This is a genomic window from Pseudonocardia autotrophica, assembly GCF_003945385.1.
Lineage (GTDB): Bacteria > Actinomycetota > Actinomycetes > Mycobacteriales > Pseudonocardiaceae > Pseudonocardia > Pseudonocardia autotrophica.
The window spans coordinates 2,763,478-2,789,118 of record NZ_AP018920.1 but is presented as its reverse complement, the minus strand read 5'-3'; the positions used below and the strand labels follow the sequence as shown (position 1 = coordinate 2,789,118).

Here is a 25,641-nt window from a genome sequence, read left to right as displayed (position 1 = left end):
CGCACTACGCACCCCTTCGCCCCGGTTCACACCCGTTGCAGCAGGTGTGAACCGGGGCGAAGTGGTGTGGACCGGGGCGAAAGGGTGTGCGGAGGCGCCGGTGGCGCGGTCAGCCGGGCTCGTCGGTGGGGGTGGCCGGGTTGGCGGCGGATTTCTGTTTGCGGCCCGAGCTGTAGGCGACGAACACGACCAGCGCCAGGCTGATCCACAGCGCGTACTTGTCGATCGCGAGCACGACGTCGACCGCCTGCTGGCCGAGGCCGTAGCCGAGGCCGGCGACCAGGCCGGTGATCAGGGCCGCGCCGATCGCGTCGAACAGCAGGAACGTGCCGAGCCGCATCCGGCCCAGGCCGGCCAGTGCGAACACGGCGACCGCAGGGATCCCGGGGAGCGCGGCCGCGACGACCACCAGCGGCATCGCCCACCGTGGCCAGGCCCGGACCCGGCCGACGAAGCGCTGCGCCCGGTCACCGGGCGCGAAGAACGTCACGACCTTGGGGCCCCAGCGGCGTCCGGCCAGCCAGAACAACCAGTCGAACTTGATCATGCCGAAGACACCGGCGACGATCACCAGCCAGAGTTCGACCTCGCCGATCCTGGCGAACGCCGCCCCGGCGCCGATCGCCGACAGGCTGCCGGTCACGAAGCTCAGCGCGACCGGATGCGTCGCCAGCAGGAACGGCCGCAGCGGCAGCGACGCCAGCATCACGGCCATGACCCCGAGCGTGGAGAAGACCAGGATCTTGTCCCCGCGGTTCATCGGGACCTCCCACGGCACCGCGTCCCGCAGCGCCTTCTTCCCGGCCTCGATCTCCTCCGGGGTGTACTCCCGCCGGGACCATCGGCTCCGGCCGGAACCCGCCTTTGCAGGCTGCTGCTTCTCGTCGCTCACCATGTCCCCTCCCTGCGGCACACCCCCGCACGCCGCGACCGGTACGACGCTAAAGGGTGCACCGGCCCGGCACGTCGGCGGCGCGGACGAGTTCGGCGCCCCGGCCGCCTCATCCGAGCGGATGAGCGACCCGGGCGCCCCGCAGCCGCACCGGGGCGACCGGAACCGGGACCCGCCCGCTGATATCCGGCTGCCCCTCCCCGGCCGCGGCGCTACCGTCCGGCCCATGGCCGACTGCCCGGGACCGGTCGACGGCGCGATCACCTTCCGCCCGCTCACCCCTGCCGACCTGCCGATGCTGGCCGGCTGGCTCGCCGAGCCACACGTGCGGCGCTGGTGGAACCACGAGACGTCGCCCGAGGCTCTCGACCGCGACTTCGGCCCGGTGATGCGCGGCGAGGAGCCGGCCGAGGACCTCGTCGTGTCGGTCGGCGGGACCCCGGCCGGGCTGTTGCAGCGCTGCCGGTGGCACGACCATCCCGAGTACGTCGAGGAGATCGCGCCGATCCTGGAGATCCCGGCCGGCGCCGTCACCCTGGACTACCTGATCGGCCCGCCGGAGCTGACCGGTCGCGGTCTCGGCCCGCGGATCCTGGCCGCCGCCGTGACGGGGGTGTGGCAGCGGTACCCGGCGGCGAGGGCGATCATCGTGCCGGTGTGTGCGGCGAACCGGGCGTCCTGGCGGGCGCTGGAGACCGCCGGGTTCCGCCGGGTCGCCTCGGGCGATCTCGTTCCGGACAACCCGGTCGATCCGCCGCTCCACCACGTGCACCGGATCGATCGTGAGGAACCCGTATGCCACCCGTGACCAGCGCCGGGCTGTTGCTGCACCGCAACGGACCCGAGGGGATCGAGGTGCTGCTCGGGCACATGGGCGGACCGTTCTGGGCGCGCAAGGAGCACGCCTGGACGGTCCCGAAGGGGGAACACGGCCCGGACGAGACCCCGTTCGACGCGGCCCGTCGCGAGTTCACCGAGGAGATCGGCACCCCACCCCCGGACGGCGAGCCGGTCGAGCTGGGCAGCGTCCGGCAGTCCCGCAAGATCGTCAGTGTGTTCGCCGTCGACGGCACCGGCTTCGACGGGGCCGACGCCGTCGCCGCCCGGCCCGACGACGGCAGCTGGGTCGAGATCGAGTGGCCGCCCCGCTCCGGGCGGCGGCTCCGGTTCCCGGAGCTGGACCGCGCCCGGTGGTGTGACCTGGCGACCGCGCGGGAGCGGATCGTCGTCGCCCAGCAGCCGTTCCTGGACCGATTGGAACGCCTGGTCGCCGGGTAGTCACCCGCCATGGCGAGCAGCATCAAGGACGAGGAGATGTACGAGCGGCTCCGCGAGGAGGGCAACTCCAAGGAGAAGTCCGCGCGGATCGCGAACGCGGCGGCCGCGCAGGGCCGCGACACCGTGGGCGCCCGCGGCGGCGAGTCCGGCGACTACGAGGACATGACGAAGGACGAGCTGTACCAGCGCGCCCAGCGGGTCGGCATCGAGGGCCGTTCGGACATGACACGCGACCAGCTGATCGAGGCGCTGCGCGAGCATTAAGGCAGGGTGGCGGGCATGAGCCGCCGACACGACCACGACGCCGGGGGCGACCCGGAGACCCTCGCCCGCAAGGCGGAGCTGCGCGACGAGGTGTGGACGGCGCTGACCGAGCAGCGTGCGTCCCGGTTCCCGGGCGCCCGCAACCGGATCTCCAATTTCGTCGGTGCCGAGCGGGCCGCCCGTCGGTTGCGCGAACTGGACGTCTGGCGCTCCGCCCGGACCGTCAAGTCCAATCCGGACTCCGCCCAGCTCCCGGTCCGGCAGTACGCGCTAGAGGACGGCAAGACCGTGTACATGGCGGTCCCCCGGCTCGCCGAGGACGATCCGTTCTTCCTGCTCGATCCCGATCACCTGGCCGATCCGCCGCGCAAGGCGGTGTCGATCTCGCACGCCACCCGGTCGGCCCGCCGGGTCGCGGTCGACGAGCTTGAGTCGGTCGATCTGGTCGTCACCGGCTGTGTCGCGGTCGGGGCGGACGGCGCCCGGCTCGGTAAGGGCGGCGGGTTCGCCGACCTGGAGTTCGCGCTGGCCCGCGAGGCCGGGCTGATCTCCGACGACACCCTCGTCGTCACCACCGTGCACGAGCTGCAACTGCGTGACGCCGGGGTGATCCCGTGGGCGTCGCACGACGCGCCGGTCGATCTGGTCGTCACCCCGGAGCGGGTGATCGACTGCCGGGAGCACCGGCGGACCCGGCCCGACGGCGGCATCGTCTGGGAGTCGCTCACCGACGAGAAGATCGCCGCCATCCCGCTGCTGGGGCGGCTGCGCGAGCAGGCACGCCGATGAGCCCGCAGATCCGTACCGGACGCGGCGACATCACCGAGACAGAGGTGGACGCCGTGGTCAACGCCGCCAATTCCGCGCTGCTCGGCGGCGGCGGGGTGGACGGCGCGATCCACCGCCGCGGCGGCCCGGCGATCCTCGACGAGTGCCGCGGATTGCGCGCCGGGCGCTACCCGGACGGCCTGCCGACCGGCCGGGCCGTGGCCACCACCGCCGGTGACCTCCCGGCCCGCTGGGTGATCCACGCCGTCGGGCCGGTCTACGCGAAGCGCGAAGACCGCTCGCACCTGCTGGCGAGCGCGTACCGCGAGTCGCTGCGGGTGGCCGACGAGCTGGGGGCGCGCACCGTCGCGTTCCCGGCGATCTCCGCCGGCATCTACGGTTGGCCGGTCCCGGACGCGGCGCGGATCGCCGTCGAGACCGTCCGGGCCGCCGACACCGCCGTCGAGGTGGTCCGGTTCGTCCTGTTCGATGACGCCGTGCTGGCGGCCTTCGAGGCCGCGGCGCGCACGTAGGATCCGCGCCATGGGGTTCCGTGTCGCGCTGCTCGCCCCGCGCACCGGCCACGCGCCACGGCAGTCCCACGCCGCGGGCGGCACCGGCCCCACGGACTCCACCGGCTCCGCCGACCCCACAGACCCCACCGGCTCCGCCGACCCCACAGACTCCGTCGGCTCCGCCGACAGTGGCACCGCGTTCCGGGCCGGTACCCCGGCCCCGGTCATCGACCCCCCGGAAGGACCTCAGTGATCGAGATCAACGGCCAGCGCCCCGACGTGCACGCCGACGCCTGGATCGCCCCCGGCGCCGTGCTCGCCGGCGAGGTGCGGATCGGCCCGGAGACCGGCGTCTGGTACACCTGCGTGCTCCGCGCCGACATGGCGTCGATCACCGTCGGCGCCCGGTCGAACGTGCAGGACGGCACCGTCGTGCACGCCGACCCGGGCTTCCCGGTGACCATCGGCGACCGGGTGACGATCGGGCACCGCGCGGTCGTGCACGGCTGCACCATCGGCGACGACGTGCTGGTCGGCATGGGCGCGGTGCTGATGAACGGGGTCCAGGTCGGCGCCGGATCGCTGATCGCGGCCGGGGCCGTGCTCACCCAGGGCACCGTCGTCCCACCCGGTTCGCTGGTCGCCGGCCTGCCCGGCAAGGTGCGCCGCGAGCTCACCGACGACGAGCGGAACTCGATCCCGCTGTCCGCGGCGTCCTACGTGCACCTGCTCGGGCAGCACCGGGCGGCGGCCCTCTGATCCTGGCTCAGGCGTTCGCGACCAGGTGCTCCAGCCGGGCCGCGACGTGCGCGCGGGCCGCGTCGGCGCGGCTCGGCAGGTGCCCCGACCCGAACAGCGGCTCGCCCGGCTCGGCCTCGCGCAGCAGCTGCCGGGCCAGGGGCTGGCGGTGCACCTCGGTCGGGCCGTCCGCGATCGCCATCACCTGGGCGTCGACCATCATCGCCGAGAACGGCATCTCGTTGGAGATGCCCAGCGCCCCGTGCAGCTGCATCGCCCGCTGCACGACGTCGTGATAGACCCGCGGCATCACGACCTTCACCGCGGCGATGTCGCGGCGAACCGACCGGTAGTCCTGGTGCCGGTCGATCAGCCAGGCGGTCCGCAGCAGCAGTAGCCGGAACTGCTCCAGGTCGATCCAGCTCTCCGCGACCTTGTCCTGGGTGGACTGCATGTCGGCCAGCCGGCCGGTCCGGGTGCTGCGCGAAACGGCCCGCTCCAGCATCAGGTCGAACGCACGGCGCATCTGGGCGATGGTGCGCATCCCGTGGTGGATACGGCCGCCGCCGAGCCGGGTCTGGGCGATCGCGAACGCCCGGCCCCGCTCCCCCAGCAGGTGGTCGCCGGGCACCCGCACTCCGTCGTAGCGCAGGTACGCGTGGCTGGAGTGCTCCGGCGACTCGGTGCCGACACCGGCGTCGCGCACGATCGTCAGGCCCGGTGTCTCGCGGGGCACGATGAACATCGACATCCGGTCGTGCGGCGCGGCGTCCGGATCGGTCACCGCCATCACGATCAGGAACGACGCGTGCCGGGCGTTCGAGGAGAACCACTTCTCGCCCTCGATCACCCAGTCGTCACCGTCGGCGACCGCGCGGGTGGTGAACAGCGTCGGGTCGGCACCGGCCTGCGGCTCGGTCATCGAATAGCAGGACGAGATCTCGCCGTCGAGCAGCGGCTGCAGGTAGCGCTGCTTCTGCCCGTCGGTGCCGAAGTGCGCCAGGATCTCGGCGTTGCCCGAGTCCGGTGCCTGGCAGCCGAACACCGTCGGTGCCCAGCGGGACCGGCCGAGCAGCTCGTTGAGCAGCGCCAGCCGGACCTGGCCGTAGCCCTGCCCGCCCAGCTCGGGCCGCAGGTGGGCAGCCCACAGCCCCTGGTCGCGGACCTGCTGCTGGAGCGGGCGGACCAGCCGGCGCGCCGTCTCGTCGGACTTGTCGTACGGGTCGCCGAGCACGAGATCGAGCGGCTCGATCTCCTCGCGCACGAACGCGTCCACCCAGTCCAGCTTCTCCTGGTAATCCGGCTCGGTCTCGAAGTCCCACATCAGAAGCTGCCCTCCGCGGCCCCGCCGGCGGTGACCGGGACGATCCGCCCGGTCCGGAACCGGTGGGCGGGGGCCGCGGTGTCGACGGCGCCGGGCGCGATCCGGTCGTGCGGGGTGTCCTGCACGTTCATGACGTTCCTTCCTGGAGTGCTGCCGCCCCGGCGGTGAGGACGTCCACCTGCAGGGCGAGCTGTGCGGCGAGCAGCGCGTCGAACCGGCGCATGTCCAGCCCGGTGAGGTGTTCGATCCGGCCGAGCCGGTAGCGGACGGTGTTCTCGTGCACACCGAGCCGGGTGGCGGCCGCGCGGACCTGGGCGCCCGCGGCGAGATAGCGGCGCAGCGTCTCGACCAGATCGCCGCCGGTGTCGGCGTCGCTGCGCCGCAGCGGCCCGAGGCATTGCTCGGCGAAGCGGACGGCGACCGCGGTCCGGTCCCCGTGGACCACCAGCCGCAGGGTGCTCAGCTCCGTCACCGGGACGACGTCGGCGGCTCCACCGAACGCCGCGGCCAGCCCGTCGACCTCGCCGGTCTCGGCCAGCGCCGCGGGCAGACCGGTGATCTCGTGGACCGCGCCGGACACCACCACGCGCCGGACACCGGTCACCGCGGCGATCCGGTCCAGCCGTTCGCGCAGTGCGCCGTGTACGGCGCGGAGCCCACCCGGGGTGGGGTCCGCGGGGAGATCGAGCAGCGCCAGCACCGCGTCCGGCTCGGCCAGCACGGCCGAAGCGTGGATGCTCCCGGCACGACCGGAACGGCATCCCGCCAGGCCGCCGAGCGCATCGGCTACCCCATCCCGGCAGCGTGACGCCGAGTGGCCGGGGCCGACCGGGAACCGCACCAGCAGGTGGCCCGCGGCCGGGTCGATGCCCGCCCGGGCGGCGAGCCGGCGCAGGTCCGGCTCGTCCCGGGTGCCGTGCAGCAGGTCGGCGAGGACGTCGTCGCGGTCCCGGGTGACGGCCCGCGCGGCGACGGTCTCGCCGTGCAGCTGGACCGAGAGCAACGCCGCGGCCTGCTCGGTGACCGGGGTGTCCACCGGGCGCAGCGCCCGCCCGAGCTCGGCGACGTCGAGGTAGCCGGCGACGCCTCCCTCGACCATCAGCACCGCGAGCAGGTGGCGGCGGGCCAGGCCGTGCACCGGGACCGGCGGCAGGACGACCGAGGGCAGGTCAGGGCCCAGCCGCCCGACCTCACGTTGCACCCCGGGCACGGCGAGTGCGGTTGCAGGAAGAGCGGGCGGCTCGTCGAGCCTGAAGGCGGCCGGGGCGGACCAGCAGCGCACCCGGTGCAGGTCGGCGGAGCGCAACGCCACCGGCAGGCCGAGCAGCTCGGCCGCGCGGGCGATCAGCCGCTCCGGGCCGGCGCCGTCGAGTACCGCCGCGGACAGCCCACCCAGCAGCCGGATCAGCGGATCGGGCGGATCGGGCACGAGCACAGGGCCGTTGCCCCGGCCGTTCTCCCGGCCGTTTCCGTGGCCCGGGCCGGGATCCGGGTCGATCGTGAGGGGTCTCGCCATCGCTCGCTGCCACCTCCGTCGACGCCTTGACCCGCTGTGACGAGCCACACTACCCTCGCAGCCCTAACGATCGTTAGGCAACCCCTGATCCGAGGAAAGGCGAACCGCCATGGATGTCGGTGTCCTGCTTGTCTTCCAGAACTGGCACGAGGATCTGAGCGACGCGGAGATGTTCCGCCAGGAGGCGGACCTCGGCGTGCTGGCCGAGGAGTACGGGTTCGACTCCGCCTGGGCTGCCGAGCACCATTTCGACGACTACTCGATGTGCCCCGACAACCTGCAGCTGATGACCTACCTGGCCGGCCGGACCAATCGGATCAAGCTGGGCACCGGCGCGGTGATCCTGCCGTGGAACGACCCGGTCCGGGTGGTCGAGAAGGTGGCGATGCTCGACATCCTGTCCCGTGGCCGGGTGGTGTTCGGGATGGGCCGCGGCCTGGCAAAGATGGAGTACGAGGGCTTCCGGCAGGACATGAACGAGTCGCGCGGCCGGTTCGACGAGGCCGCCCCACTGATCATCGAGGGCCTGCGGAACGGCTACGTCGAGCACCGGGGCACCTACTACGACCAGCCGCGGGTCGAGATCCGCCCGGCCCCCGACGCCGGGACCGACTGGGCGGGCCGCCTCTACGGCGTCGCGATGTCACCGGACTCGGTGCCCGCGGTGGCGAAGATCGGCGCCCGGATGATGACCTTCATGCAGTACCCCGCCGAGCAGCACGTCCCGGCGATCGAGCGCTACCGCGAGGTGTACCGGGAGACCCACGGCGCCGAACCGGGACCGGTACTCACCCAGGACTTCATCTACTGCCACGAGGACCCCGACGTCGCCGAGCAGACCGCCCGCGAGTATCTGTCGCGGTACTTCCTGTCGGTCGTCAAGCACTATGACTTCGCCGGGAAGCACTGGCGGGAGACGAAGGGCTACGAGGCGTACCAGGCCGGCGCCGACATGATCCGCGAGGCCGGGATGGAGGCCGCCGCGGCCGGTTACGCCGACACCCAGATCTGGGGGACGCCGGAGCAGATCGTCGAGAAGTACCGGCACCGGTTGGAGCTGTTCGGCGACCACCAGCCCAACGTCGCCCCGTCGTTCGCGGGTCTGCCGTTCGACAAGGTTCGGGCGAGCATGAAGCTGTTCGGCGAGAAGGTCGTGCCCGAACTGCACAAGATGGGCACACCGGCCGCCGTGCCCGCCTGACCGGGCGCCCGGCCTCCACCGGACGTGGGGACAGTGACAGGGTCTCGGGTCATGAACGCCGATCCGAGCGACGGGCATCGGCCCTCCCGCGGTGGGACCCGTAAGGCCGAGCTCGTCGCGCTGGCGAGCCGGATGTTCCGCGAGCACGGCTTCCACGGTGTGGGCATGCGTGCCCTCGCCGACGCCGCCGGGATGCAGGCCGCCTCGCTCTACCATCACTTCCGGAGCAAGGAGGAGCTGCTCCTGCACACGATCTACGTCGTGGACCGCGACATGGTCGTGGAGCAGATGCCGCTCCTGGACGGTCCGGAGAGCCACGCCGAGCGGCTGGCCCGGCTGGTGCGGGCGCACATCACCCACATCGGCGCCAACCGGGACGCGTGGCTCGTCGCCGGGCGGGAGCTGCGCGCGCTCTCGCCGGACCGGCTGGAGGCGGTCCAGTCCTACCGTCGCGACTACCAGCGCAGGATCGCCCGGCATCTCGCCGAGGGCGTCGAGGCGGGCGAGTTCGGCTGTCCGGACCCCCGGCTGGCCACCCTGGCGATCCTCGACCTGATCAACGGGCCCAACGAGTGGTTCGACCCGGCCGGCCGGCTGTCGATCGAGGAGATCGCCGACCGGTACGCAGAGATGGTCGTCCGCCAGCTGGCCCCGCCCGTCCCCGCCGAGAGGGGCGAGCCGACCACGAGGGGCAACGCATGAGCACCGAGAAGAACAAGCAGGTCGTCACCGAGTTCATGGAGGTGTTCTCCAGCGGCGACGTCGACGCGATCATGGAGCGGATGACCGACGACGCCACCTGGTGGGTCGCCGGCAACATCCCCGGGATCTCCGGAACCAAGGACAAGGCCGGATTCCGGGAGATGGTCTCCGGGATCGCCGACTCCACCACGGGCGGCGCGATCCGGCTGACCCCGCTGGCCTTCACCGCCGAGGGCGACCGGGTCGCGGTGGAGACCGAGTCCTACACCGAGCTGAAGAACGGCCGCGTCTACAACAACCTGTACCACTTCCTGTTCACCGTGCGGGACGGGCGGATCTCGTCGGTGAAGGAGTACCTGGACACCGAGCACACCACCGCGGTGTTCGTGGCCCCCTGATGCCGCCGGGCCCCGCGGCGTGCGCGGCCGCGGGGCCCACGGGGAGTCAGCTCCGCCGGGGCCGGGGCGCTCCGAACGACGCGAGCAGCCCGCCGTCGACCGCGACCGTCGAACCGGTCATGTACGTCGCTCCGGCCACCGCCCACACCACGTCCGCGATCTCCTCCGGCCGGCCCGGCCTGCCCAGCGGGATCCCGTCCACCACGACGCCCCGCGAGCTCTCCGAGATCCCGGCCGTCATGTCGGTGTCGACGAACCCGGGGACGACCAGGTTGACCCGGACGCCGTCCGGTGCCAGCTCCATCGCCAGTGTCTGGGTGAGGCCGGACAGTCCGGCCTTCGCCGAGCCGTAGGCGGCGTCGCCGGGATACCCGCGCAATCCCACGACCGCCCCGATGTTGATGATCGACGAGCCCTCGCCGAGCAGCGGCCGGGCGGCCCGTGCCACCCGGAACGCGCCGGTCAGGTTGGTGGCCAGCACCTCGTCCCAGGCGTCGTCGGTGAGCCGGTCCAGCCGGCCGCCCCGGTGTACCCCGGCCGACTGGACCAGCACGTCGACCGAGCCGGACGCCTGCTCGACGACGGCCAGCGCGCGCCGCACCGAGTCCGCGTCGCCGATGTCGGCAGGGACCGGGAGCACCCGGTCCCGGACCGCAGCCGGCCAACCCTCCCGGTCGACCGACCGGGCCAGCACGTGCACGGTGTCGCCCTCGGCGAGTGCCCGGTCGACGACGGCGCGGCCGATCCCGCGGGAGCCGCCGGTCACCACCCAGGTACGCCCCACGCTCAGTTCCCCGACCGGGCCAGGAAGTCCAGCAGCTCGGTGCGGTAGGTCTCGCCGTCCTCCAGGAACGGGGCGTGCCCGACACCGCCGAACTCGACCAGCCGGGCGTCCGGGAACAGGGTCCGGGACGCGGCGACGGCGTCGAACGACACGAACCCGTCCTCCCGACCGGCCAGCAGCAGCACCGGGACCGACAGCGTCGGCAGGATCTCCCGCTGGTCGATCTGCGCCAGGTCGCGCAGGGTGTCGTCGCACCGCGGGCCGGTCTCCAGGAAGGCCAGCCAGATCGACTGCACCACCGGCTCCCCGACCGGCTTGACGCACACCGCCTCGGCGATCGCGCGGAAAGTACCGGGTCGGTCGGCGGCCAGCCCGGCGAGAACACCGTCGACGTCGGCCGGGGTGCCACCGTAGGGCCAGCCCTCCGCCGCGGTGTAGCGCGGCGTCGCACCTCCGGTCAGCACCAGGCCACCCAGGTTCGCGCCGAGCCGCCGGGCCGCCTCGACGACCACGGCGCCGCCGAGCGACCAGCCGTTCAGCACCGGCTCGCGCAGCCCGAGGTGCTCGACGAGCGCGACGACGTCCCCGGCGATCGCACCGATCGAGGTGTCCGCGAAGTCCGCGTCGGAGCGACCGCAGGCGCGGTGCTCGATCGTGGTGACCCCGTGCCCGGCGACGAGCAGCGCGGACAGCGTCGTGTCCCAGCACCGCGCGTTCGCGCCCCAGCCGTGCACCAGCACCACCTGTCGTCCGCTGCCGGCGTGGTGCTCGTAGAACACCCGCTTGCCGTCCTCCACCTCGAGGAACGCCATCGTCGATCACTCCTTCTGCCTCGTACCGGCGGCCTGCGCACGCAGCCGCTCGTCCGTGCGTTCGTTCCGGCGTACATCGTGGTCAGCTCCGCAGCCGCTCCCGGACCGCAGGGACGACCTTGTCGGCGAGGTAGGCGATCCGCTCCGAACCGCTGTCCACCGGTTCACCGGGCAGCATGGCCCAGAAGTGCACGTCCCGGATCTGCGGTGTCCCGGCGAGCAACTCGCTGAGGTGGGTGACCGCCATCTCCGCGTCCATCAGCTGGTAGGCGCCCGCCTCGACGATCTGTGCCGGGTCGGTGAACCGCGGCACCTCGTCCGGAGGCCCGAACGCGCCCCAGGAGATGTACTCGTTGAGCTGGTACAGCGCGTGGCGCCCGATCCGCGACCACACCCGCTCCGGGTCCTCGGCGACGATCGCCCACTGGCCGGCGTAGATCCGGGCGTCGGCGGCCGGGCGGCCGAGCCGTTCCAGGGCGTCGAGGTAGCTGCGGTGGTGTGCGTTCTGGGTGGACAGGAAGCCGTCGCCGATCCGGGCGGCCCGTTCGATCGCGACGTCGGCCATCGCCCCGACCAGCAGCTGCGGCGCCGTCTCCGGGACCGGGGTCACCGGCAGCGGCGGGAGCCGGTAACGGCGGCCCTGGTAACCGGCGGCGGAGCCCGACCAGGCCTGCCGGATCACCTCGATTCCCTCCTCCAGCAGGCTCGGCCGCTGGGTGATCTTCCGGCCGAACGCCTCGAACTCGCGTCCCCAGTAGCCCTGCCCGACGCCGAGATCGAACCGGCCGCCGGAGAGCAGCGACAGCGTCGCCGAGTCCTCTGCCAGCCGCACCGGGTCGTGCAGCGGCGAGACGATCAGGTTGGTCCCGATCCGCATCCGGGACGTGCGCTGCGCGATCGCCGACGCGAGCACGAACGGCGACGGGCTGTACCCGTCGTCGCAGAAGTGGTGCTCGGTGAGCCACGCCGAGTCCAGGCCCTTCTGCTCGGCCCAGGAGATCTGGTCGAACACCTCGGCGTAGAAGGAGCCGAACGGGCGGTCCGGGACCGGATTGCGGAAGTCGTACCAGAGCCCGAAGGCCGGGCCGGCACCGGCGGAGGTCTCGCGCACGCTGGTCATGGCGGCACTCTGGTCGCCGACATGTGCGCTGTCACCCCTGGTCCGGTCGTTGCGTTGTCGACTCCGCCAAACCGCCCGGATCGGTCCCCCGCGACATCCGGGCGCGGCGGTCGTAACGTCACCCGGTGTCCCTCGCCGATCTCGTCGATCTCACCGCGCTGGCCCGCTGGGGTGCCCGGACCGGGCTGACCGGTCCGATCTCCGACGTCCGCCATGTCGGCGGCGGCACCCAGAACGTGGTGCTGCGGCTCACCTGGGGTGGCCGGGACCTGGTGCTGCGCCGCCCACCCGAGCATCCGCGGCCCACCAGCGACGCGACGATGGCCCGCGAGATCCGGGTGCTGTCCGCGCTCGCCGGCACCGAGGTGCCGCATCCGGGCTTCGTCGCGGGCTGCACCGACGCCGACGTCCTCGGCGTCGTGTTCTACCTGATGGACGCCGTCGACGGCGACAATCCCGGCGCGTCCGTCGGCGAGCTGTACCGGACCGATCCGGCCGCCCGTCGCGCCGCCGCGCTGGACACCGCGTCCGCGCTGGCCCGGCTAGCCGCGGTCGACCACGAGGCGATCGGGCTGGGCGACCTCGGCCGGCCCGACGGGTTCCTGGAGCGACAGGTCCCGCGCTGGCTGGACCACCTCGCGTCCTACGACCGGACGCCCGGCTATCCCGGGCACCGGCTGCCGCACGTCGACGAGCTGGCCGGCTGGCTGCGGGCGCACCGCCCGCAGCAGTCCCGGACCGGGCTGGTGCACGGCGACTACCACCTCAACAACGTGCTGCTCGATCCGGCGAGGCCACGGGTCGCCGCGATCGTGGACTGGGAGATGTGCACCGTCGGTGATCCGCTGCTCGATCTCGGCTGGCTGCTCGTCACCTGGCCGGACCGGCCGGATCCGCTGGCCGGTGCCGCGCTCGCCGCGCACGGCGGGCTCCCGGACGTCGCCGAGCTGGTCGAGACCTACGCGCGCGACTCCGACCGGGACCTGTCCGCGATCGACTGGTACACCGTGCTCGCCGGGTTCAAGCTGGCCATCGTCATCGAGGGGACGTACGCCCGCGCGCACGCCGGCCAGGCCGACCCGGAGACCGGACGGCACCTGCACGAGGTCGCAGTGAACCGCCTCGAACACGTGGCCGCCCTGGCCGCACTCTGACCGACCCGCGCAGACCCGCACCGCCCGGCCCGCCGCGCCGACCCGCACCGACGGCACGCACCGCCGGACCTGCAGCGCCGACCCGCACCGACGGCACGCGCCGCACGGGTCCGGCGCCTCCGCACCGGATCAGCCGGCCCGCGACGCGTTCAGCTCGCCGCGTCCGCGCAAGGTCGCCTCACCGCACGCGATCAGCCCACCCGCACAAGATCCCCGCACCGGCACGAGATCGGCTCACCCGCACGGGATCAGCTCGTTCGCACGGGATCCGATCCCGTGCGAACGCGGTGAACCCGTGCGAACGCGGCCGCGTGACACCGCATTGGCCGCACGGGCCGCACGGGCCGCACGGGCCGTCCGCACCGCCGGCACCCGCGCCGCACCGGCGCTGTCAGGCGCACCCGCTCGGCTCGCCCACACCGCGTCCAGCTCGCCGCGCCCGCGCAAGGCCGCCTCACCGCACGAGATCGGCTCGCACGTAAAAGATCCCCTCATCCGCACGGGATCGGCTCGTTCGCACGGGATCGGCTCATCCGCACGAGATCCGATCCCGTGCGGACGCGGTGAACCCGTGCGAACACGCCCGGGGTCAGGGCACGGGCACAGCCGCTACTGATGACCAGCCCGTCACTTCCGGACCGGGACACCCACCCTCACGGTCAGCGCAGTCGCTCGGCCAGGACGTCGACGCCGGGGCCGGTCAGACGGTCCAGCACGGCGGGACGGCCACAGGCCGCGACCAGCAGGTCGATGCCGCGGCCACGGATCTCGGCGCCGTCGCCGTGCGCGAACCCCGCGTCGTCGGCGACGAAGCGCAGGCCCTCCAGCCTCCGCCGGGTGGTGAACCCGGCCGGCCGCTGCCCGATCACGAAGTCCAGCCCGAGCCGCACGTCCGCCGTATCCGGGTCGTACGGGATCCCCAGCGGGACGGCGATGTCGGCGGTGTGCACGAACGTGTCGGTCATCGGGCCGAGCACACCGGTACCGGGCGGGGCGAACGAGCTGTCCGCCCGGTCGCGCAGCGTCGCGACGATCTCGGGCACCGGCCGCTCCGCCACCCGCCGCGCGACCCGGTCGATGGCCCGGTCGACGTCGAACCGGGCCCGCACCATCGCCAGCAGCAGGCCGGGGAGGGACATCGTCAGCACCGAGGCGACGTGCCCGGCAACCGTCCGCACATCCCATTCCGTGCAGAGGCTCGGCGTCGCGAGTTGGTCCGCGTCCAGTGACTCGACGAGATCGGCGAATGCCCGCCGGTTCCGCGCGGACACCGCGACGACAGCCTCCTGCGACATGGTGCCCCCTCGTTCCGGAGCGGAAGCCTAGCGGGCGCGGCCCCCGATCCTCAGCCCGACCGGCGCAACGCCCACCACCAGCACCACTCCGCCGCCCGACTCGCAGCATCGATCGCCCGCCCAGCCGCAGCGTCGATCACCCGCCCGGCCCGCAGCGCCGACCACGCTCCCGGCCGGCACCATCACCCACCCGGCCGCCGGCAGCACCGATCCCCCACCCAACCGCCCGTGTCGATCACCCACCCAACCGCCCGTGGAACGCGCGGATGTGCGCCTCGATCAGATCCGCTGCGGCCGCACCGTCCGCACCGGACAGCGCCGCGTGGATCTCCCGGTGCTCGGCACGCAGCCGATCCCGCAACGCCGGCCAGTCCCCCTGCTCGCGCATCGCGCCGAGCAGGAACCCGCGCACCGACTCCCGGATCGCCACCGTCAGCTCGTTGACCAGCCGGTTCCCGGCGGCGCCCGCGATCGCCACGTGGAACGCGATGTCCGCGTCGCTGAACTCCTCCGGCCCGAGATCGGCATCCATCGCGTCCAGGTCGGCGGCCATCGACAGCAGGTCGGCGGCGGTCCGGCGGCGGGCGGCCAGCTCGGCGGAGAAGCGCTCCAGCATCACCCGGGCCTCGGTCACGTCGTCCACCGGGAACGAGTCGACCGCCAGGTGCAACGCCAGCACCCGGCCCAGCGCCCGCGCCGGGGCCGGGACGACCACCGTCCCCGAGTCCGCGCCCGTCCCCACCTGGGAACGGATCACGCCCTGAGCCTGCAGCACGCGGAGTGCCTCGCGCACCGCCTGCCGGCTCGCGCCGAGCCGCGCCGCCAGCTCCCGCTCCGGTGGGAGCCGGTCGCCCGGGCGCCACTCCCCCGTCGTCAGCCGCTGCACGACGTGCTCCAGCACCATCTCGTAGGTGGCCGGGCGCGCCCTGCGGGTCTCCGTCACGTCGTCCCCCAGGAACTTGTACCTGGTCCGACCATAGCGCTACCTTGGTCGGACCACATAGTCGGACATCCTCCGCCCACCACTCCCACGGAGGCGCCATGCCCCGCGTCGGCCTGATGGTCACGTGCCTCAACGACACCCTGTTCCCGGACACCGGCAAGGCCGTCGTCACCCTGCTCCGCAGGCTGGGTGTCGACGTCGGGTTCCCCGCCGCGCAGACCTGCTGCGGCCAGCCGATGGTCAACACCGGCTACTTCGACGAGGCCACCCCGCTGGTGCGCAACCACCTCGACGCCTTCGCCGGGTACGACGCGGTGATCGCGCCGTCCGGTTCCTGCGCCGGTTCGGTCCGTCACCAGCACGGGCTGGTCGCGGAGCGCTCCGGCGATCCCGGTCTGGTCCGCGCCGTCGCGGACGCCCCGCCGGTCTACGAACTGTCCGAGTACCTCATCGACGTGCTCGGCACGGTCGACGTCGGCGCGTACTTCCCGCACCGCGTCACCTACCACCCGACCTGCCACTCGTTGCGGATGCTCGGCGTGGGTGACCGGCCGACCCGGCTGCTGACGGCGGTCCGCGGCCTCACCCTGCTCGATCTGCCCGGTGCGACGGAGTGCTGCGGTTTCGGCGGGACGTTCGCGGTGAAGAACGCCGAGACGTCGATCGCGATGGGCAACGACAAGGCCCGGCACGTCCGGGAGACCGGGGCCGAGGTGCTCGTCGCCGGGGACAACTCCTGCCTGATGCATGTCGGCGGGCTGCTGTCGCGGCAACGCTCCGGGCTGCGGGTGATGCACCTCGCGGAGGTACTCGCCCAGACCGAGCCGGTGATCTCCGACGCCGGCCGGGCGGCGGACCGGCGCTCGGTCGGCAGCGCGGGGGTGAGCGCATGAGCGGCACGTTCCTCGGCACGCCGGCGTTCCCGACGGCGGCCCGCACGGCCCTGGGCGACTCCCAGCTGCGCCGCAACCTCGCGCACGCCACCGGCACCATCCGCACCAAGCGGGCCGGCGTCGTCGGTGAGGTCGACGAGTGGGAGCAGCTGCGCCTGGCCGGTGCGGCGATCAAGGAGCGGGTGCTGCGGCACCTGCCCGACTACCTGGAGCAACTGGAGCGCTCGCTGACCGCGGCCGGCGCCACCGTGCACTGGGCGCGCGACGCGGCCGAGGCGAACGCGATCGTCGTCGGTATCGCACAGCGGCACGGCACCGACGAGGTCGTCAAGGTCAAGTCGATGGCCACCCAGGAGATCGAGCTCAACGAGGCGCTGGAGGCAGCGGGCATCCACGCCTGGGAGACCGACCTGGCCGAGCTGATCGTGCAGCTCGGCGACGATCTGCCCAGCCACATCCTGGTCCCCGCGATCCACCGCAACCGGGCGGAGATCCGGGAGATCTTCCTGCGTGAGATGGGCCGGGCCGGGAAGGCCGCGCCCGAGGACCTGACCGACGAGCCGAAGCAACTGGCCGCCGCCGCCCGCGCGCACCTGCGGGAGAAGTTCCTGCGCGCGAAGGTCGCGGTGTCCGGTGCGAACTTCGCGGTCGCCGAGACCGGGACGCTCACCGTCGTCGAGTCCGAGGGCAACGGCCGGATGTGCCTGACGCTGCCCGAGGTGCTGGTGTCGGTGGTCGGGATCGAGAAGGTGCTGCCGACGTTCGAGGATCTGGACGTGATGCTCCAGCTGCTCCCCCGGTCCTCGACCGGCGAGCGGATGAACCCCTACACCTCGACCTGGACCGGGGTCACCCCCGGCGACGGGCCGCAGGAGGTGCACGTGGTGCTGCTGGACAACGGCCGCACCGACGTCCTGGCCGATCCGACCGGGCGGCAGGCGTTGCGCTGCATCCGCTGCTCGGCCTGCCTGAACGTCTGCCCGGTCTACGAGCGCACCGGTGGGCACGCCTATGGCTCGGTCTATCCGGGCCCGATCGGCGCGATCCTCACCCCGCAGCTGCGCGGTGTCGGCTCGGATCCGCAGACCGACTCGCTGCCCTACGCGTCCAGCCTGTGCGGGGCATGCTTCGAGGTGTGTCCGGTGCGGATCGACATCCCCGAGGTGCTGGTGCACCTGCGCGGCGAGGTCGTCGACGCCCACAAGAAGGCGAGTCGCCTGCCGTCGGTGCAGGACGTCGCGATGAAGGCGGCGTCCTGGACGCTGTCCTCCGCGGCCCGCACCGAGCGGGCCGCGAGGGCCGCCGGGTTCGGCGGGAAGCTCGCCGCGCGGGTGGCCCGGCGCGATCCGGGCGGACGGACGGTGCTGGGCGCGGTACCCGGCCCGGCAGGCGCCTGGTCGGACTCGCGGGATGTCCCGGTACCGGCCGAGGAATCGTTCCGGAGCTGGTGGGAGCGGACGGACGGCGGTCGTAGCCGGACCAGCGACAGCGACAGCGACGGAGGCCGCTCGTGAACGCACGCGAGGCGATCCTCGGGAAGGCCCGCCGGGCGCTGGCCGACGTGCCGGACGTCGAGCCGGTGCTCGACGTCCCGGTGGTCCGGCCCACCCCGGCCCGGGACCGCACCCACGAGCAGGTGGTGGACCTGTTCGACGAGCGGGTCGCGGACTATCGCGCCGTCGTCGAACGGGCCACCGGAGCAGCTGCCGCCGACGCGGTCGCCGGTGCGCTGGCCGGCCGCACCCCGATCGCCGGGAGCGGCCCGCTGCGGATCCTGGTCCCGCCGGGCTTCCCGCCGGAGCTGGTGCCGTCCGGGATCGAGGTGGTCACCGACGGCCCGGACATCACGGTGTCCGATCTGGACCGCTGCGACGGCGTGCTGTCGACGGCCGCGGTCGGCATCGCCGAGACCGGCACGATCATCCTCGATCACGGCCCGGGCCAGGGCCGGCGGGCCGCGACACTGGTCCCGGACCTGCACGTCTGCGTGATCCGGGCCGACCAGGTCGTCGCCGGGGTGCCGGAGGCGGTCGCCGGGCTGGACCCGGTCCGCCCGCACACCTGGATCAGTGGGCCGAGCGCGACCAGCGACATCGAACTGGACCGGGTCGAGGGGGTGCACGGTCCGCGCACCCTGCACGTCGTGATCGTCGGTCCGGCCGGCTGAGCAGTTCGGGCGTCGCGGGACGGCGGGGCGTCGGCCGTCCCGCGACGCTCGAGGACCGGGCCGTTCCTGTAGGACGGTGGCCGGCCCAAGCAGCGGCTAAGCGGGCCGTGTCCCACTCTCCCCGAGCATCGACATCGGGGAGGCGGGATGGGAAGTCCGTCCGACACCAGACCGTACGGCCGGACCGGCGGCTCCGGCCGGGGCCGGCGCGTGGCGGTCGTCGCGACGATGGGCCTGGCCCTCTTCGTGATCGTCCTGAACAACTCATCGCTCAACATCGCGATCCCGACGCTGATGCGCGATCTGGGCGCCGGGCTCGCGACCGTGCAGTGGATCGTGGACGCCTACTCGGTGGTGTTCGCGGGACTGCTGCTCGCCGGCGGTGCCTGCGCGGATCGCTGGGGCCGCAAACGGGTCACCCTGGCCGGGGTCGCGGTGTTCGGTGCCGCCTCGGCGGTCGCGGCGCTCGCGGACACGGCGTGGCAGGTGGTGCTCGCACGGGTCGTGCTGGGTGCCGCGGCCGCGTTCGTCATGCCGGGGACCCTGGCCGTGCTGATCGACGAGTTCACCGGCCGGGAACGGGCGACCGCGATCGCGATCTGGAGCGGGGTCGCCTCGCTCGGTGTGGCGGCCGGCCCGCTGCTCGGCGGGCTGGTGACCGCGTCCGCGGGCTGGGCGGCGGTGTTCTGGCTGAACGTGGCGCCCGCGGCGGTCGTGGTCGTGGCCGGCGCCCTCGTGGTGCGCGAGTCGTCCGATCCGGCCCGCGGGCCGGTCGAGATCATCGGCGCGGCACTGTCGGTCCTCGCGGTGGGGTCGCTGGTCTTCGCGGTGATCGAGTTCGGGGCACTCGGGTATCCGGCGCCGCCGGTCGTCGCCGGAGCCGTGGTGGCGGTCGTGGCCGCGGTCGCGTTCGCGGTGCGGCACCGGCGCGCCGCCCGCCCGCTGGTGCCGAGGGGCCTGCTGCGGGACGGGCCGTTCCTGGGTGCCTCGGTCGGCAACATGCTGTTGTTCTTCGGGCTGGCCGGGTCGCTGTTCGTGCTGACCCAGCGGCTGCAGTTCCGGTTCGGGCTGGACCCGGTGGCAGCCGGTCTGGCCGTCGCCCCGGTGGCACTGACCGTCGTTCTCGCCTCGGTGTGCTCCCCGGTGCTGGTGCGCCGCTGCGGTGACCGCGTGGCCGTCGCCGCCGGGCTCGGGATCGTCGCGGGCGGGCTGGTCGTGCTCGCCGCCGTGCCGGCCGGGCTGGCCGGGGTGCTGGCCGGGCTCGCGGTCGTCGGCACCGGGTTCGGGGTCGCGGTTCCCGCGGCCACCGGCGTGCTGGTCTCCCGGGTTCCCGAGGAACGGGCCGGCGCCGGCGCCGCGCTGAACGACACCATGCAGGAGCTCGGCTTCGCCCTCGGCATCGCCGTGGTCGGCGCGACCCTCAACCGGTTCTTCACCGCGAGCCTCGGTGCGGACGCCGACCGGGCGGCGACCCTGCACTCGGAGGGTGAGCGGGCTGCCGTGATCGGTGGTGAGCAGGGGGCGCTGATCGTCGAGCAGGCGGGCGCCGCATTCGACCGGGCGGCCACCGCCGGCCTGTTCGTGGCCGCGGCGGCGGCGCTCGTCGCCGCCGTCCTGACGATCGTGCTGATCCCGGCCCGGGTGGGCGAGCACCGCCGAAGTACGCCCTAAGACCAGCTTTGGCCCTGATCGGGACGCTGGTCCCGCCCGCACCACCCGACGCCGGATCGCACTGGAGACGCCATGCAGTGGGACAACATCTACCTCGCCGGACTCGGCGTTCACCTGCCCCCGCCGGTCGCCGCCGCCGACGCGGTCGCCCGCGGGGAGTACGACGCCGAGGAGTACGAGGCGAACGGGATCACCTCGGTCCTGGTCGAGCCGGAGCTCTCGGCCCCGGAGATGGCCGTGGCCGCCGGCCGGGACGCCCTGGAGCACTCGGCCGTGAACGTCGCCGACGTCCGGATCGTCTTCCACTCCAGCCTCTGGTACCAGGGCGTCGACATGTGGCCGGCCGCCTCCTATGTGGCTCGCTACACCGTCGGCGACGCCGTCACCGCGTTCGACCTGCAGCAGCAGTGCAACGCCGCGGTCGGTGCCCTGGATCTCGCCGCGTCCCGGCTGGCGTTCGAGGGCGGTGGCGCCGCGCTCCTGACCACCGGCGACCGGTTCTGCCTGCCCGGCGTGGACCGCTGGCGGACCGAGCGCGGCCTGCCCTACGGCGACGGCGGCACCGCGGCGGTGCTGTCCACCGATAGCGGGTTCGCCCGGCTGCTCTCCACCCGCACCGTGTCGGACAACGGCCTGGAGCAGGTGCTGCGGGGCCCGCGCTTCCACGACGCCGCGCAGCCCGGCCCGCTGGACATCTCCTCCCGGATCGCGCACCACTTCGAGCACCACGGCGGGATGCGGGCGAACACCGTCCGGCTGGCCGACGCCGTCCGCTCCGCGATCTCCGGTGCGCTGGCCGACGCCAAGACCGAGCTCGCCGATCTCGGCGGGGTCGTCATCCCCGCCGCCGGCCGGGCCAAGCTGGACTGGCAGCTCAGCCAGCTGGTCGGCGTCGAGGAGCACCAGACGACCTGGCCGTTCGCCCGCACGCACGGGCACCTGGGCGCCGGTGACCAGTTCGCCGGCCTGCGGCACCTGATCGCGGGCGGCGTCGTCGGCGCGGGCGACCGGGTGCTGATCGTCGGCGGGGGCGCCGGGCTGACCTGCACCTGCGCGGTCGTCGAGATCCTGGGCCCGCTGCCGGAGCGCACCGAGCGCGAGTGGCCCCGGTGAGCGCGGCGCACACCGTCGACGCGGGGAGCCCTGCGGCGGCACCCGCATCCGGGATCGTCTGCACGCAGCTCGACGACGCCGCCCGCCGCAGTCCCGCCGCCGTCGCCGTCCGGGACGCCACCGGAGTCTGGACCTACGCCGAGCTGGACGCGGCCGCCACCGCGCTGGCGCACCGGCTGCACGATCTCGGGATCCGCCCCGGTGACCGGGTGGCGATGCGCTCCCGCAACCGGCGCGAGGTCGCGGCGGTCCTGTTCGGTGTGCTGCGGGCCGGGGCGACCCTGGTCCCGTTGAGCCCGCACCTCACCGCGGCCGGGCTGGCCGGGGTGCTGGCCGACGCGGGCCCCGGCGTTCTCGTCACCGACCGGGCGAACGACGACACGCTCGGTGTGCCGGTGCTGCCGATGGATCTGATCCGCCCACCGCTCGATCCGCTCACCGGCAGCCGGATCGACACCGGGACCGGGACCGGGCCTGCTCCGGACGACATCGCGCTGCTGATCTACACCTCGGGCAGCACCTCCGCCCCCAAGGGTGTGGTGTCCCCGCACCGGGCGGTGGACTTCGCGGCCAGGTCGATCGCCGCCCGGCTGGGCTACCGGTCCGACGACGTGGTGCTGGTCGGATCCCCGATGTCCTTCGACTACGGGCTCTACCAGCTGTTCCTGACCACCCTCGCCGGAGCCGAACTGGTGCTCACCGACGCCGAGGACCCGATCGGGATGCTCCGGACGCTGCGCGGGACCAGGGCGACCGTGGTGCCGATCGTGCCCTCCACCGGACGGCTGATGGTGCGTCTGGCCCGGCGCGGTGACGCCCCGGAGCACGTCCGGCTGTTCACCAACACCGGCGCCGCGCTCACCCTCGCCGACATCCAGGAGCTGCGCTCGGTGTTCCCGAACGCCGCGGTGGTCGCGATGTACGGGATCACCGAGTGCAAGCGGGTCACGATCGCCGAGCCCGACGTCGACCGGGAGCGTCCCGGATCGGTCGGCCGGGCGATCCCCGGTACGACGGTGCAGATCCTCGACGACGACGGATCCCCGCTCGGCCCGGATCTCGTCGGCGAGATCGCCGCGGTCGGCCCGCACGTGATGGCCGGCTACCGCAACGCTCCGGAGCTGAGCGCGCAGCGTTTCGACCGGGACCCGCTGACCGGTGCAGCGCGGTTGCGCACCGGCGACTACGGGCGCCTCGACGCCGACGGGCACCTCTACTTCCACGGCCGGCGTGACGACCAGTTCAAGCGGCGCGGGGTCCGGATGAGCCTGATCGAGATCGAGGCGGCGGCCGCCGCGGTCACCGGGGTGCGGGCCGCCGCGGCCGTGCCGCCGGTCGGTGACCGCGACCTGGAGCTCGTCGCGGTCACCGACCGCTCCCCGGAGGAGGTGCTGGCGGGGATCGCGGAGCTGCTGGAGCCGGCCAAGGTCCCGGTCCGCTGCCACGTCGTGCACGCCCTGCCGCTCACCCCGAACGGCAAGACCGACCGCGCGGCGCTCCTGGCGCCCCGAGAGGGAGACCCCGCATGATCGAGTACGACGCACTGCCCGCGATCTACGGCAGCCCGGCCTATGTCTACGACCTCGACCGGGTCGACCGGGCCAGGGCGGAGCTGGTGGAGTCGCTGCCTGCGGGAGCGACACTGCTGTACTCGTTGAAGGCGAACCCGCACGTCGCCGTCGTCCGCACCCTGGTCGAGGGTGGTTGCCGGCCGGAGATCAGCTCGACCGGGGAGCTCGCCGCCGCGCTGCAGGGCGGTGGCGAGCCCGCCGGGTTCGTCTACACCGGCCCGGGGAAGACCGCCGGCGAGATCGCGGCGGCACTCGACGCCGGGGTGCGCACCTTCTCCGTCGAGTCGCCCACCGACCTGCGCCGGGTGGCGGGGATCGCCCGCGGCCGCGGGGTGACCGCCCGTTGCCTGCTCCGGGTGAACGGCGCGGAGGCGGCGGGGCACGCGGGGATGCGGATGACCGGTGCGGCGTCGCAGTTCGGTACCGACGCCGAACTGCTGGCCGGGATGCGGGCCGAGCTGACCGGGCCGGACACCGACGGTGCCCGGATCGTCGGGTTCCACTTCTTCCCGGTCACCAACGCCATCGACGGCGATGCGCTGCTGGCGGAGCTGCTCGGCAGCATCCGCACGGCGGACCGGCTGCGGACCGAACTCGGGGTGGAGGTCACCCAGCTGGATCTCGGCGGCGGCTTCGCGTGCCCGTTCGCCACCCCGGGCGAGCGGCCGCGCTATCCCGGACTGCGGGTGGCACTGGAGGCCGAGCTCGACACCCGGTTCCCCGGCTGGCGCACCGGGGAGGTGGAGGTCGCCTTCGAGAGCGGACGGCACCTGGTCGGTGACTCCGGCACGCTGCTGTGCTCGGTGAGCGACGTCAAGCACAGCCGCGGGACCCGGTTCGTGGTGCTCGACGCCGGGATCAACCACCTCGGTGGGCTCTCCGGGATCGGCAGGCTGCTCCCGTTGTCCGCCACTCCGCTCGCCGGCGCCCCGGTGCCCGGCCCGGCCGACGCGCCGGCCGACGGTCCCGGCGAGCCGACCCGTCTGGTGGGGCCGCTGTGCACGCCCGCCGACACCCTGGGCCGCGGCGCCACGGAGCTGCCGCCGGTCACCCCGGGCCAGGTGCTGGCGATCCCCAACGTCGGGGCCTACGGCGCGACCGCCAGCCTGATCGGCTTCCTGAGCAGGCCCGGTGCCGTGGAGATCGCGGTGCGTGGCGCCGAGGTCGTGTCGGCCACCCGGCTGGAGCTGGTGCGCACGCCGGTCACGGCGGCCGGGACGGTGCCGGCCGCCGCTCCGGACACCGCTACCGGCACCGCTACCGGCACCGCCGGATCGTCCCGCACCGACGCCGCCGCCGGCGCGAACGACGGCGCGAACGACGGTACGAACGACGGTACGAACGCCGGCACGACCGGCAGCGTGAACGGCGGAGTGAACGGCGGCGGCTGGGACCCGGCGTTCCCGGCGGTGCTGCGCTCGGTCCTCCCCCGGCTCGCCGGTTCGGACGCCGAGGTGGGTCCCGACGACAGCCTGCGCGTCGCGGGGCTCGACTCGCTCGCACTGGTCGAGGTGCTCGTCCGGCTGGAGGAGACCTACGCGGTCACCATCCCGGACGAGCTGCTCACCCCCGAGGTGTTCGAGACCCCGCGGGGACTGTGGACGCTGCTCGGATCGGTCCGCGCATGAACGAGGGGCCGGGTGCGGACGTCTCCCGCACCCGGCCCCCGGCCGGACCACCGGCCCGCACCGGGTGCGGGCCGGAGTGGTTCGGCATCAGGATGCGGCGGACCAGGTCTCGTGGTCCAGAGCCGGGTCCGCCGCGAGCACGGCCCGGTGCAGCTGCTGGATGGGCCGGCACGGCTCCACACCGAGTTCCTCCTGCAGCCGGCCGCGCAGCTCGAGGAAGCAGGACAGCGCGTCCGCCTGCCGCTCGGACCGGTAGTAGGCGATCATCAGCTGCCGGTGGAACGCCTCGCGCAGCGGGTAGTCGTGCACCAGCCGGATCAGCTCGGACACCACCTCGCGGTGCCTGCCGCGCTGCAGATCGATCTCCAGCCGGCTCTCCACGGCCTGCACGTACTCCTCGTTGAGGCAGGTCGCGTAGACGCTGAGCACCGGGCCGTCGGTGAGCCCCGCCAGCGGCGATCCGCGCCAGTGGGCGAGCGCCTGCTCGAAGTACGACGCCGCGGCGTCCAGATCGCCGGCCGCGTGCCGCTTCCGCGCGCTGCCGACCAGGTCCGAGAAGTCGTGATGGTCCAGCGATGCCCCGTCCAGGCGGAGTGCGTAACCGGGACCATCGGTCTCGATCGTGGCCCCGGTCCCGTCGGCGAGACCGTTGCGGAGCTGGGCCAGGTAGACGTGCAGTGCCGCCCGCGCCTTGCGCGGGCGCCCCTCGTCCCAGATCTCATCCATCAGAGCGGCCGTCGACACGACCTCACCGACGCGTGACAGCAGCACGGCGAGCAGCTTCCGCTTCTTCGTCGCGGTGGGCAGCAACGACCGGTCGCCGAGCTCGCCCTCCTGCACGACGTCGAGCGGCCCGAGCACCGAGAACCTCATTGACGAGTCACCCTCCCCTTT

At 73.5% G+C, this 25,641-nt stretch carries 27 protein-coding genes; 17 read left to right on the top strand and 10 right to left on the bottom strand.

The genetic code is table 11. From position 1 onward, the window contains the following. Positions 1–109 precede the first annotated feature (109 nt). Complete coding sequence (locus tag Pdca_RS13210; RefSeq protein WP_085911403.1) at positions 110–895, bottom strand: DedA family protein; 786 nt, start codon at positions 893–895, stop codon at positions 110–112. A gap of 223 nt (positions 896–1,118) precedes the next feature. Between Pdca_RS13210 and Pdca_RS13205 the strand changes: the two genes are divergently transcribed. The 6 genes from Pdca_RS13205 (at position 1,119) to Pdca_RS13180 (ending at position 4,476) form a co-directional block, all read left to right on the top strand. Continuing rightward, positions 1,119–1,700, top strand: a complete 582-nt coding sequence (locus tag Pdca_RS13205) for a GNAT family N-acetyltransferase (RefSeq protein WP_085911529.1) — start codon at positions 1,119–1,121, stop codon at positions 1,698–1,700. Further along, positions 1,688–2,170 (top strand): NUDIX hydrolase, encoded by a 483-nt coding sequence (locus Pdca_RS13200; protein ID WP_085911402.1) that lies wholly within the window; start codon positions 1,688–1,690, stop codon positions 2,168–2,170. Before Pdca_RS13205 ends, Pdca_RS13200 begins: the two co-directional genes overlap by 13 nt. A 9-nt stretch (positions 2,171–2,179) precedes the next feature. Further along, positions 2,180–2,434 carry a DUF7218 family protein gene (locus Pdca_RS13195; RefSeq protein WP_085911401.1) on the top strand — a complete coding sequence of 85 codons (255 nt, stop codon included), beginning with the start codon at positions 2,180–2,182 and terminating at the stop codon, positions 2,432–2,434. Positions 2,435–2,449: 15 nt separating this feature from the next. Next, complete coding sequence (locus Pdca_RS13190; RefSeq protein WP_085911400.1) at positions 2,450–3,223, top strand: 5-formyltetrahydrofolate cyclo-ligase; 774 nt, start codon at positions 2,450–2,452, stop codon at positions 3,221–3,223. Further along, positions 3,220–3,735 carry an O-acetyl-ADP-ribose deacetylase gene (locus Pdca_RS13185; protein ID WP_085911399.1) on the top strand — a complete coding sequence of 172 codons (516 nt, stop codon included), beginning with the start codon at positions 3,220–3,222 and terminating at the stop codon, positions 3,733–3,735. Before Pdca_RS13190 ends, Pdca_RS13185 begins: the two co-directional genes overlap by 4 nt. A gap of 231 nt (positions 3,736–3,966) precedes the next feature. Further along, on the top strand, positions 3,967–4,476 hold the full coding sequence (locus Pdca_RS13180) for a gamma carbonic anhydrase family protein (RefSeq protein WP_085911397.1): 510 nt from the start codon (positions 3,967–3,969) through the stop codon (positions 4,474–4,476). A 7-nt stretch (positions 4,477–4,483) separates the two neighbouring features. Here Pdca_RS13180 and Pdca_RS13175 read toward each other — a convergent pair whose 3' ends face one another. From Pdca_RS13175 to Pdca_RS13170, 3 genes are read right to left on the bottom strand one after another with little or no spacing between them, the layout of a single operon-like run. Further along, complete coding sequence (locus Pdca_RS13175; protein ID WP_085911396.1) at positions 4,484–5,779, bottom strand: acyl-CoA dehydrogenase family protein; 1,296 nt, start codon at positions 5,777–5,779, stop codon at positions 4,484–4,486. Further along, the gene (locus Pdca_RS37530) at positions 5,779–5,910 is read right to left on the bottom strand and encodes a hypothetical protein (protein WP_269462855.1); all 132 of its coding nucleotides are present in this window, start codon (positions 5,908–5,910) and stop codon (positions 5,779–5,781) included. Before Pdca_RS37530 ends, Pdca_RS13175 begins: the two co-directional genes overlap by 1 nt. Next, a complete protein-coding gene (locus Pdca_RS13170) occupies positions 5,907–7,295 on the bottom strand; it encodes a PucR family transcriptional regulator (protein ID WP_085911395.1) in 1,389 nt (462 codons plus the stop codon). The genes Pdca_RS37530 and Pdca_RS13170 overlap by 4 nt, the downstream gene beginning before the upstream one ends. A 109-nt stretch (positions 7,296–7,404) precedes the next feature. Here Pdca_RS13170 and Pdca_RS13165 point away from each other — a divergent pair, with 109 nt between their 5' ends. The 3 genes from Pdca_RS13165 to Pdca_RS13155 are packed head-to-tail and all read left to right on the top strand — an operon-like array spanning position 7,405 to position 9,596. Continuing rightward, positions 7,405–8,496 carry an LLM class flavin-dependent oxidoreductase gene (locus Pdca_RS13165; RefSeq protein WP_085911394.1) on the top strand — a complete coding sequence of 364 codons (1,092 nt, stop codon included), beginning with the start codon at positions 7,405–7,407 and terminating at the stop codon, positions 8,494–8,496. Between the two features lie 51 nt (positions 8,497–8,547). Then, positions 8,548–9,198, top strand: a complete 651-nt coding sequence (locus Pdca_RS37525) for a TetR/AcrR family transcriptional regulator (RefSeq protein ID WP_085911393.1) — start codon at positions 8,548–8,550, stop codon at positions 9,196–9,198. Further along, positions 9,195–9,596 carry a nuclear transport factor 2 family protein gene (locus Pdca_RS13155; protein WP_085911392.1) on the top strand — a complete coding sequence of 134 codons (402 nt, stop codon included), beginning with the start codon at positions 9,195–9,197 and terminating at the stop codon, positions 9,594–9,596. The genes Pdca_RS37525 and Pdca_RS13155 overlap by 4 nt, the downstream gene beginning before the upstream one ends. Before the next feature lie 46 nt (positions 9,597–9,642). On the opposite strand, the gene Pdca_RS13150 is transcribed toward Pdca_RS13155, so the two are convergent. The 3 genes from Pdca_RS13150 to Pdca_RS13140 all read right to left on the bottom strand — a co-directional run bounded on the left by Pdca_RS13150 (position 9,643) and on the right by Pdca_RS13140 (position 12,312). After that, complete coding sequence (locus Pdca_RS13150) at positions 9,643–10,380, bottom strand: SDR family NAD(P)-dependent oxidoreductase (RefSeq protein WP_232021554.1); 738 nt, start codon at positions 10,378–10,380, stop codon at positions 9,643–9,645. Between the two features lie 2 nt (positions 10,381–10,382). Next, positions 10,383–11,192, bottom strand: a complete 810-nt coding sequence (locus Pdca_RS13145) for an alpha/beta fold hydrolase (protein ID WP_085911391.1) — start codon at positions 11,190–11,192, stop codon at positions 10,383–10,385. Between the two features lie 82 nt (positions 11,193–11,274). After that, positions 11,275–12,312: an LLM class flavin-dependent oxidoreductase gene (locus Pdca_RS13140; RefSeq protein ID WP_085911390.1), complete on the bottom strand. Its 1,038-nt coding sequence runs from the start codon at positions 12,310–12,312 to the stop codon at positions 11,275–11,277. 125 nt (positions 12,313–12,437) lie between these two features. Between Pdca_RS13140 and Pdca_RS13135 the strand changes: the two genes are divergently transcribed. Continuing rightward, positions 12,438–13,466 (top strand): phosphotransferase family protein, encoded by a 1,029-nt coding sequence (locus Pdca_RS13135; protein WP_085911389.1) that lies wholly within the window; start codon positions 12,438–12,440, stop codon positions 13,464–13,466. Between the two features lie 659 nt (positions 13,467–14,125). On the opposite strand, the gene Pdca_RS13130 is transcribed toward Pdca_RS13135, so the two are convergent. Together Pdca_RS13130 and Pdca_RS13125 are read right to left on the bottom strand one after the other, a co-directional pair. Beyond that, the gene (locus tag Pdca_RS13130) at positions 14,126–14,761 is read right to left on the bottom strand and encodes a maleylpyruvate isomerase family mycothiol-dependent enzyme (protein WP_085911388.1); all 636 of its coding nucleotides are present in this window, start codon (positions 14,759–14,761) and stop codon (positions 14,126–14,128) included. A gap of 235 nt (positions 14,762–14,996) precedes the next feature. Next, positions 14,997–15,704, bottom strand: coding sequence for a FadR/GntR family transcriptional regulator (locus tag Pdca_RS13125; protein WP_232021553.1), 708 nt, complete (start codon positions 15,702–15,704; stop codon positions 14,997–14,999). A gap of 98 nt (positions 15,705–15,802) precedes the next feature. Here Pdca_RS13125 and Pdca_RS13120 point away from each other — a divergent pair, with 98 nt between their 5' ends. The 7 genes from Pdca_RS13120 to Pdca_RS13090 all read left to right on the top strand — a co-directional run bounded on the left by Pdca_RS13120 (position 15,803) and on the right by Pdca_RS13090 (position 24,747). After that, on the top strand, positions 15,803–16,597 hold the full coding sequence (locus Pdca_RS13120) for a (Fe-S)-binding protein (protein WP_085911387.1): 795 nt from the start codon (positions 15,803–15,805) through the stop codon (positions 16,595–16,597). Beyond that, the gene (locus Pdca_RS13115; protein ID WP_085911386.1) at positions 16,594–18,111 is read left to right on the top strand and encodes a lactate utilization protein B; all 1,518 of its coding nucleotides are present in this window, start codon (positions 16,594–16,596) and stop codon (positions 18,109–18,111) included. Before Pdca_RS13120 ends, Pdca_RS13115 begins: the two co-directional genes overlap by 4 nt. After that, positions 18,108–18,764, top strand: coding sequence for a LutC/YkgG family protein (locus Pdca_RS13110; RefSeq protein ID WP_085911385.1), 657 nt, complete (start codon positions 18,108–18,110; stop codon positions 18,762–18,764). Before Pdca_RS13115 ends, Pdca_RS13110 begins: the two co-directional genes overlap by 4 nt. 147 nt (positions 18,765–18,911) lie before the next feature. Continuing rightward, positions 18,912–20,435: an MFS transporter gene (locus Pdca_RS13105; protein ID WP_085911384.1), complete on the top strand. Its 1,524-nt coding sequence runs from the start codon at positions 18,912–18,914 to the stop codon at positions 20,433–20,435. 72 nt (positions 20,436–20,507) lie between these two features. After that, a complete protein-coding gene (locus tag Pdca_RS13100) occupies positions 20,508–21,548 on the top strand; it encodes a ketoacyl-ACP synthase III family protein (RefSeq protein WP_085911383.1) in 1,041 nt (346 codons plus the stop codon). Further along, positions 21,536–23,077, top strand: a complete 1,542-nt coding sequence (locus tag Pdca_RS13095; RefSeq protein WP_197719981.1) for a class I adenylate-forming enzyme family protein — start codon at positions 21,536–21,538, stop codon at positions 23,075–23,077. Before Pdca_RS13100 ends, Pdca_RS13095 begins: the two co-directional genes overlap by 13 nt. Beyond that, a complete protein-coding gene (locus Pdca_RS13090; RefSeq protein WP_085911382.1) occupies positions 23,074–24,747 on the top strand; it encodes a phosphopantetheine-binding protein in 1,674 nt (557 codons plus the stop codon). The genes Pdca_RS13095 and Pdca_RS13090 overlap by 4 nt, the downstream gene beginning before the upstream one ends. 87 nt (positions 24,748–24,834) lie before the next feature. Here Pdca_RS13090 and Pdca_RS13085 read toward each other — a convergent pair whose 3' ends face one another. After that, positions 24,835–25,620 carry an AfsR/SARP family transcriptional regulator gene (locus Pdca_RS13085; RefSeq protein WP_085911381.1) on the bottom strand — a complete coding sequence of 262 codons (786 nt, stop codon included), beginning with the start codon at positions 25,618–25,620 and terminating at the stop codon, positions 24,835–24,837. Between the last annotated feature and the right edge of the window lie 21 nt (positions 25,621–25,641).

Excerpts from the sequence above, each read along its gene's own strand:
- Pdca_RS13210 (WP_085911403.1), bottom strand. The coding sequence starts at position 895 with ATGGTGAGCGACGAGAAGCAGCAGCCTGCAAAGGCGGGTTCCGGCCGG.
- Pdca_RS13205 (WP_085911529.1), top strand. The coding sequence starts at position 1,119 with ATGGCCGACTGCCCGGGACCGGTCGACGGCGCGATCACCTTCCGCCCG.
- Pdca_RS13200 (WP_085911402.1), top strand. The coding sequence starts at position 1,688 with ATGCCACCCGTGACCAGCGCCGGGCTGTTGCTGCACCGCAACGGACCC.
- Pdca_RS13195 (WP_085911401.1), top strand. The coding sequence starts at position 2,180 with ATGGCGAGCAGCATCAAGGACGAGGAGATGTACGAGCGGCTCCGCGAG.
- Pdca_RS13190 (WP_085911400.1), top strand. The coding sequence starts at position 2,450 with ATGAGCCGCCGACACGACCACGACGCCGGGGGCGACCCGGAGACCCTC.
- Pdca_RS13185 (WP_085911399.1), top strand. The coding sequence starts at position 3,220 with ATGAGCCCGCAGATCCGTACCGGACGCGGCGACATCACCGAGACAGAG.
- Pdca_RS13175 (WP_085911396.1), bottom strand. The coding sequence starts at position 5,779 with ATGTGGGACTTCGAGACCGAGCCGGATTACCAGGAGAAGCTGGACTGG.
- Pdca_RS37530 (WP_269462855.1), bottom strand. The coding sequence starts at position 5,910 with ATGAACGTGCAGGACACCCCGCACGACCGGATCGCGCCCGGCGCCGTC.
- Pdca_RS13170 (WP_085911395.1), bottom strand. The coding sequence starts at position 7,295 with ATGGCGAGACCCCTCACGATCGACCCGGATCCCGGCCCGGGCCACGGA.
- Pdca_RS13165 (WP_085911394.1), top strand. The coding sequence starts at position 7,405 with ATGGATGTCGGTGTCCTGCTTGTCTTCCAGAACTGGCACGAGGATCTG.
- Pdca_RS37525 (WP_085911393.1), top strand. The coding sequence starts at position 8,548 with ATGAACGCCGATCCGAGCGACGGGCATCGGCCCTCCCGCGGTGGGACC.
- Pdca_RS13155 (WP_085911392.1), top strand. The coding sequence starts at position 9,195 with ATGAGCACCGAGAAGAACAAGCAGGTCGTCACCGAGTTCATGGAGGTG.
- Pdca_RS13145 (WP_085911391.1), bottom strand. The coding sequence starts at position 11,192 with ATGGCGTTCCTCGAGGTGGAGGACGGCAAGCGGGTGTTCTACGAGCAC.
- Pdca_RS13140 (WP_085911390.1), bottom strand. The coding sequence starts at position 12,312 with ATGACCAGCGTGCGCGAGACCTCCGCCGGTGCCGGCCCGGCCTTCGGG.
- Pdca_RS13130 (WP_085911388.1), bottom strand. The coding sequence starts at position 14,761 with ATGTCGCAGGAGGCTGTCGTCGCGGTGTCCGCGCGGAACCGGCGGGCA.
- Pdca_RS13120 (WP_085911387.1), top strand. The coding sequence starts at position 15,803 with ATGCCCCGCGTCGGCCTGATGGTCACGTGCCTCAACGACACCCTGTTC.
- Pdca_RS13115 (WP_085911386.1), top strand. The coding sequence starts at position 16,594 with ATGAGCGGCACGTTCCTCGGCACGCCGGCGTTCCCGACGGCGGCCCGC.
- Pdca_RS13105 (WP_085911384.1), top strand. The coding sequence starts at position 18,912 with ATGGGAAGTCCGTCCGACACCAGACCGTACGGCCGGACCGGCGGCTCC.
- Pdca_RS13100 (WP_085911383.1), top strand. The coding sequence starts at position 20,508 with ATGCAGTGGGACAACATCTACCTCGCCGGACTCGGCGTTCACCTGCCC.
- Pdca_RS13090 (WP_085911382.1), top strand. The coding sequence starts at position 23,074 with ATGATCGAGTACGACGCACTGCCCGCGATCTACGGCAGCCCGGCCTAT.
- Pdca_RS13085 (WP_085911381.1), bottom strand. The coding sequence starts at position 25,620 with ATGAGGTTCTCGGTGCTCGGGCCGCTCGACGTCGTGCAGGAGGGCGAG.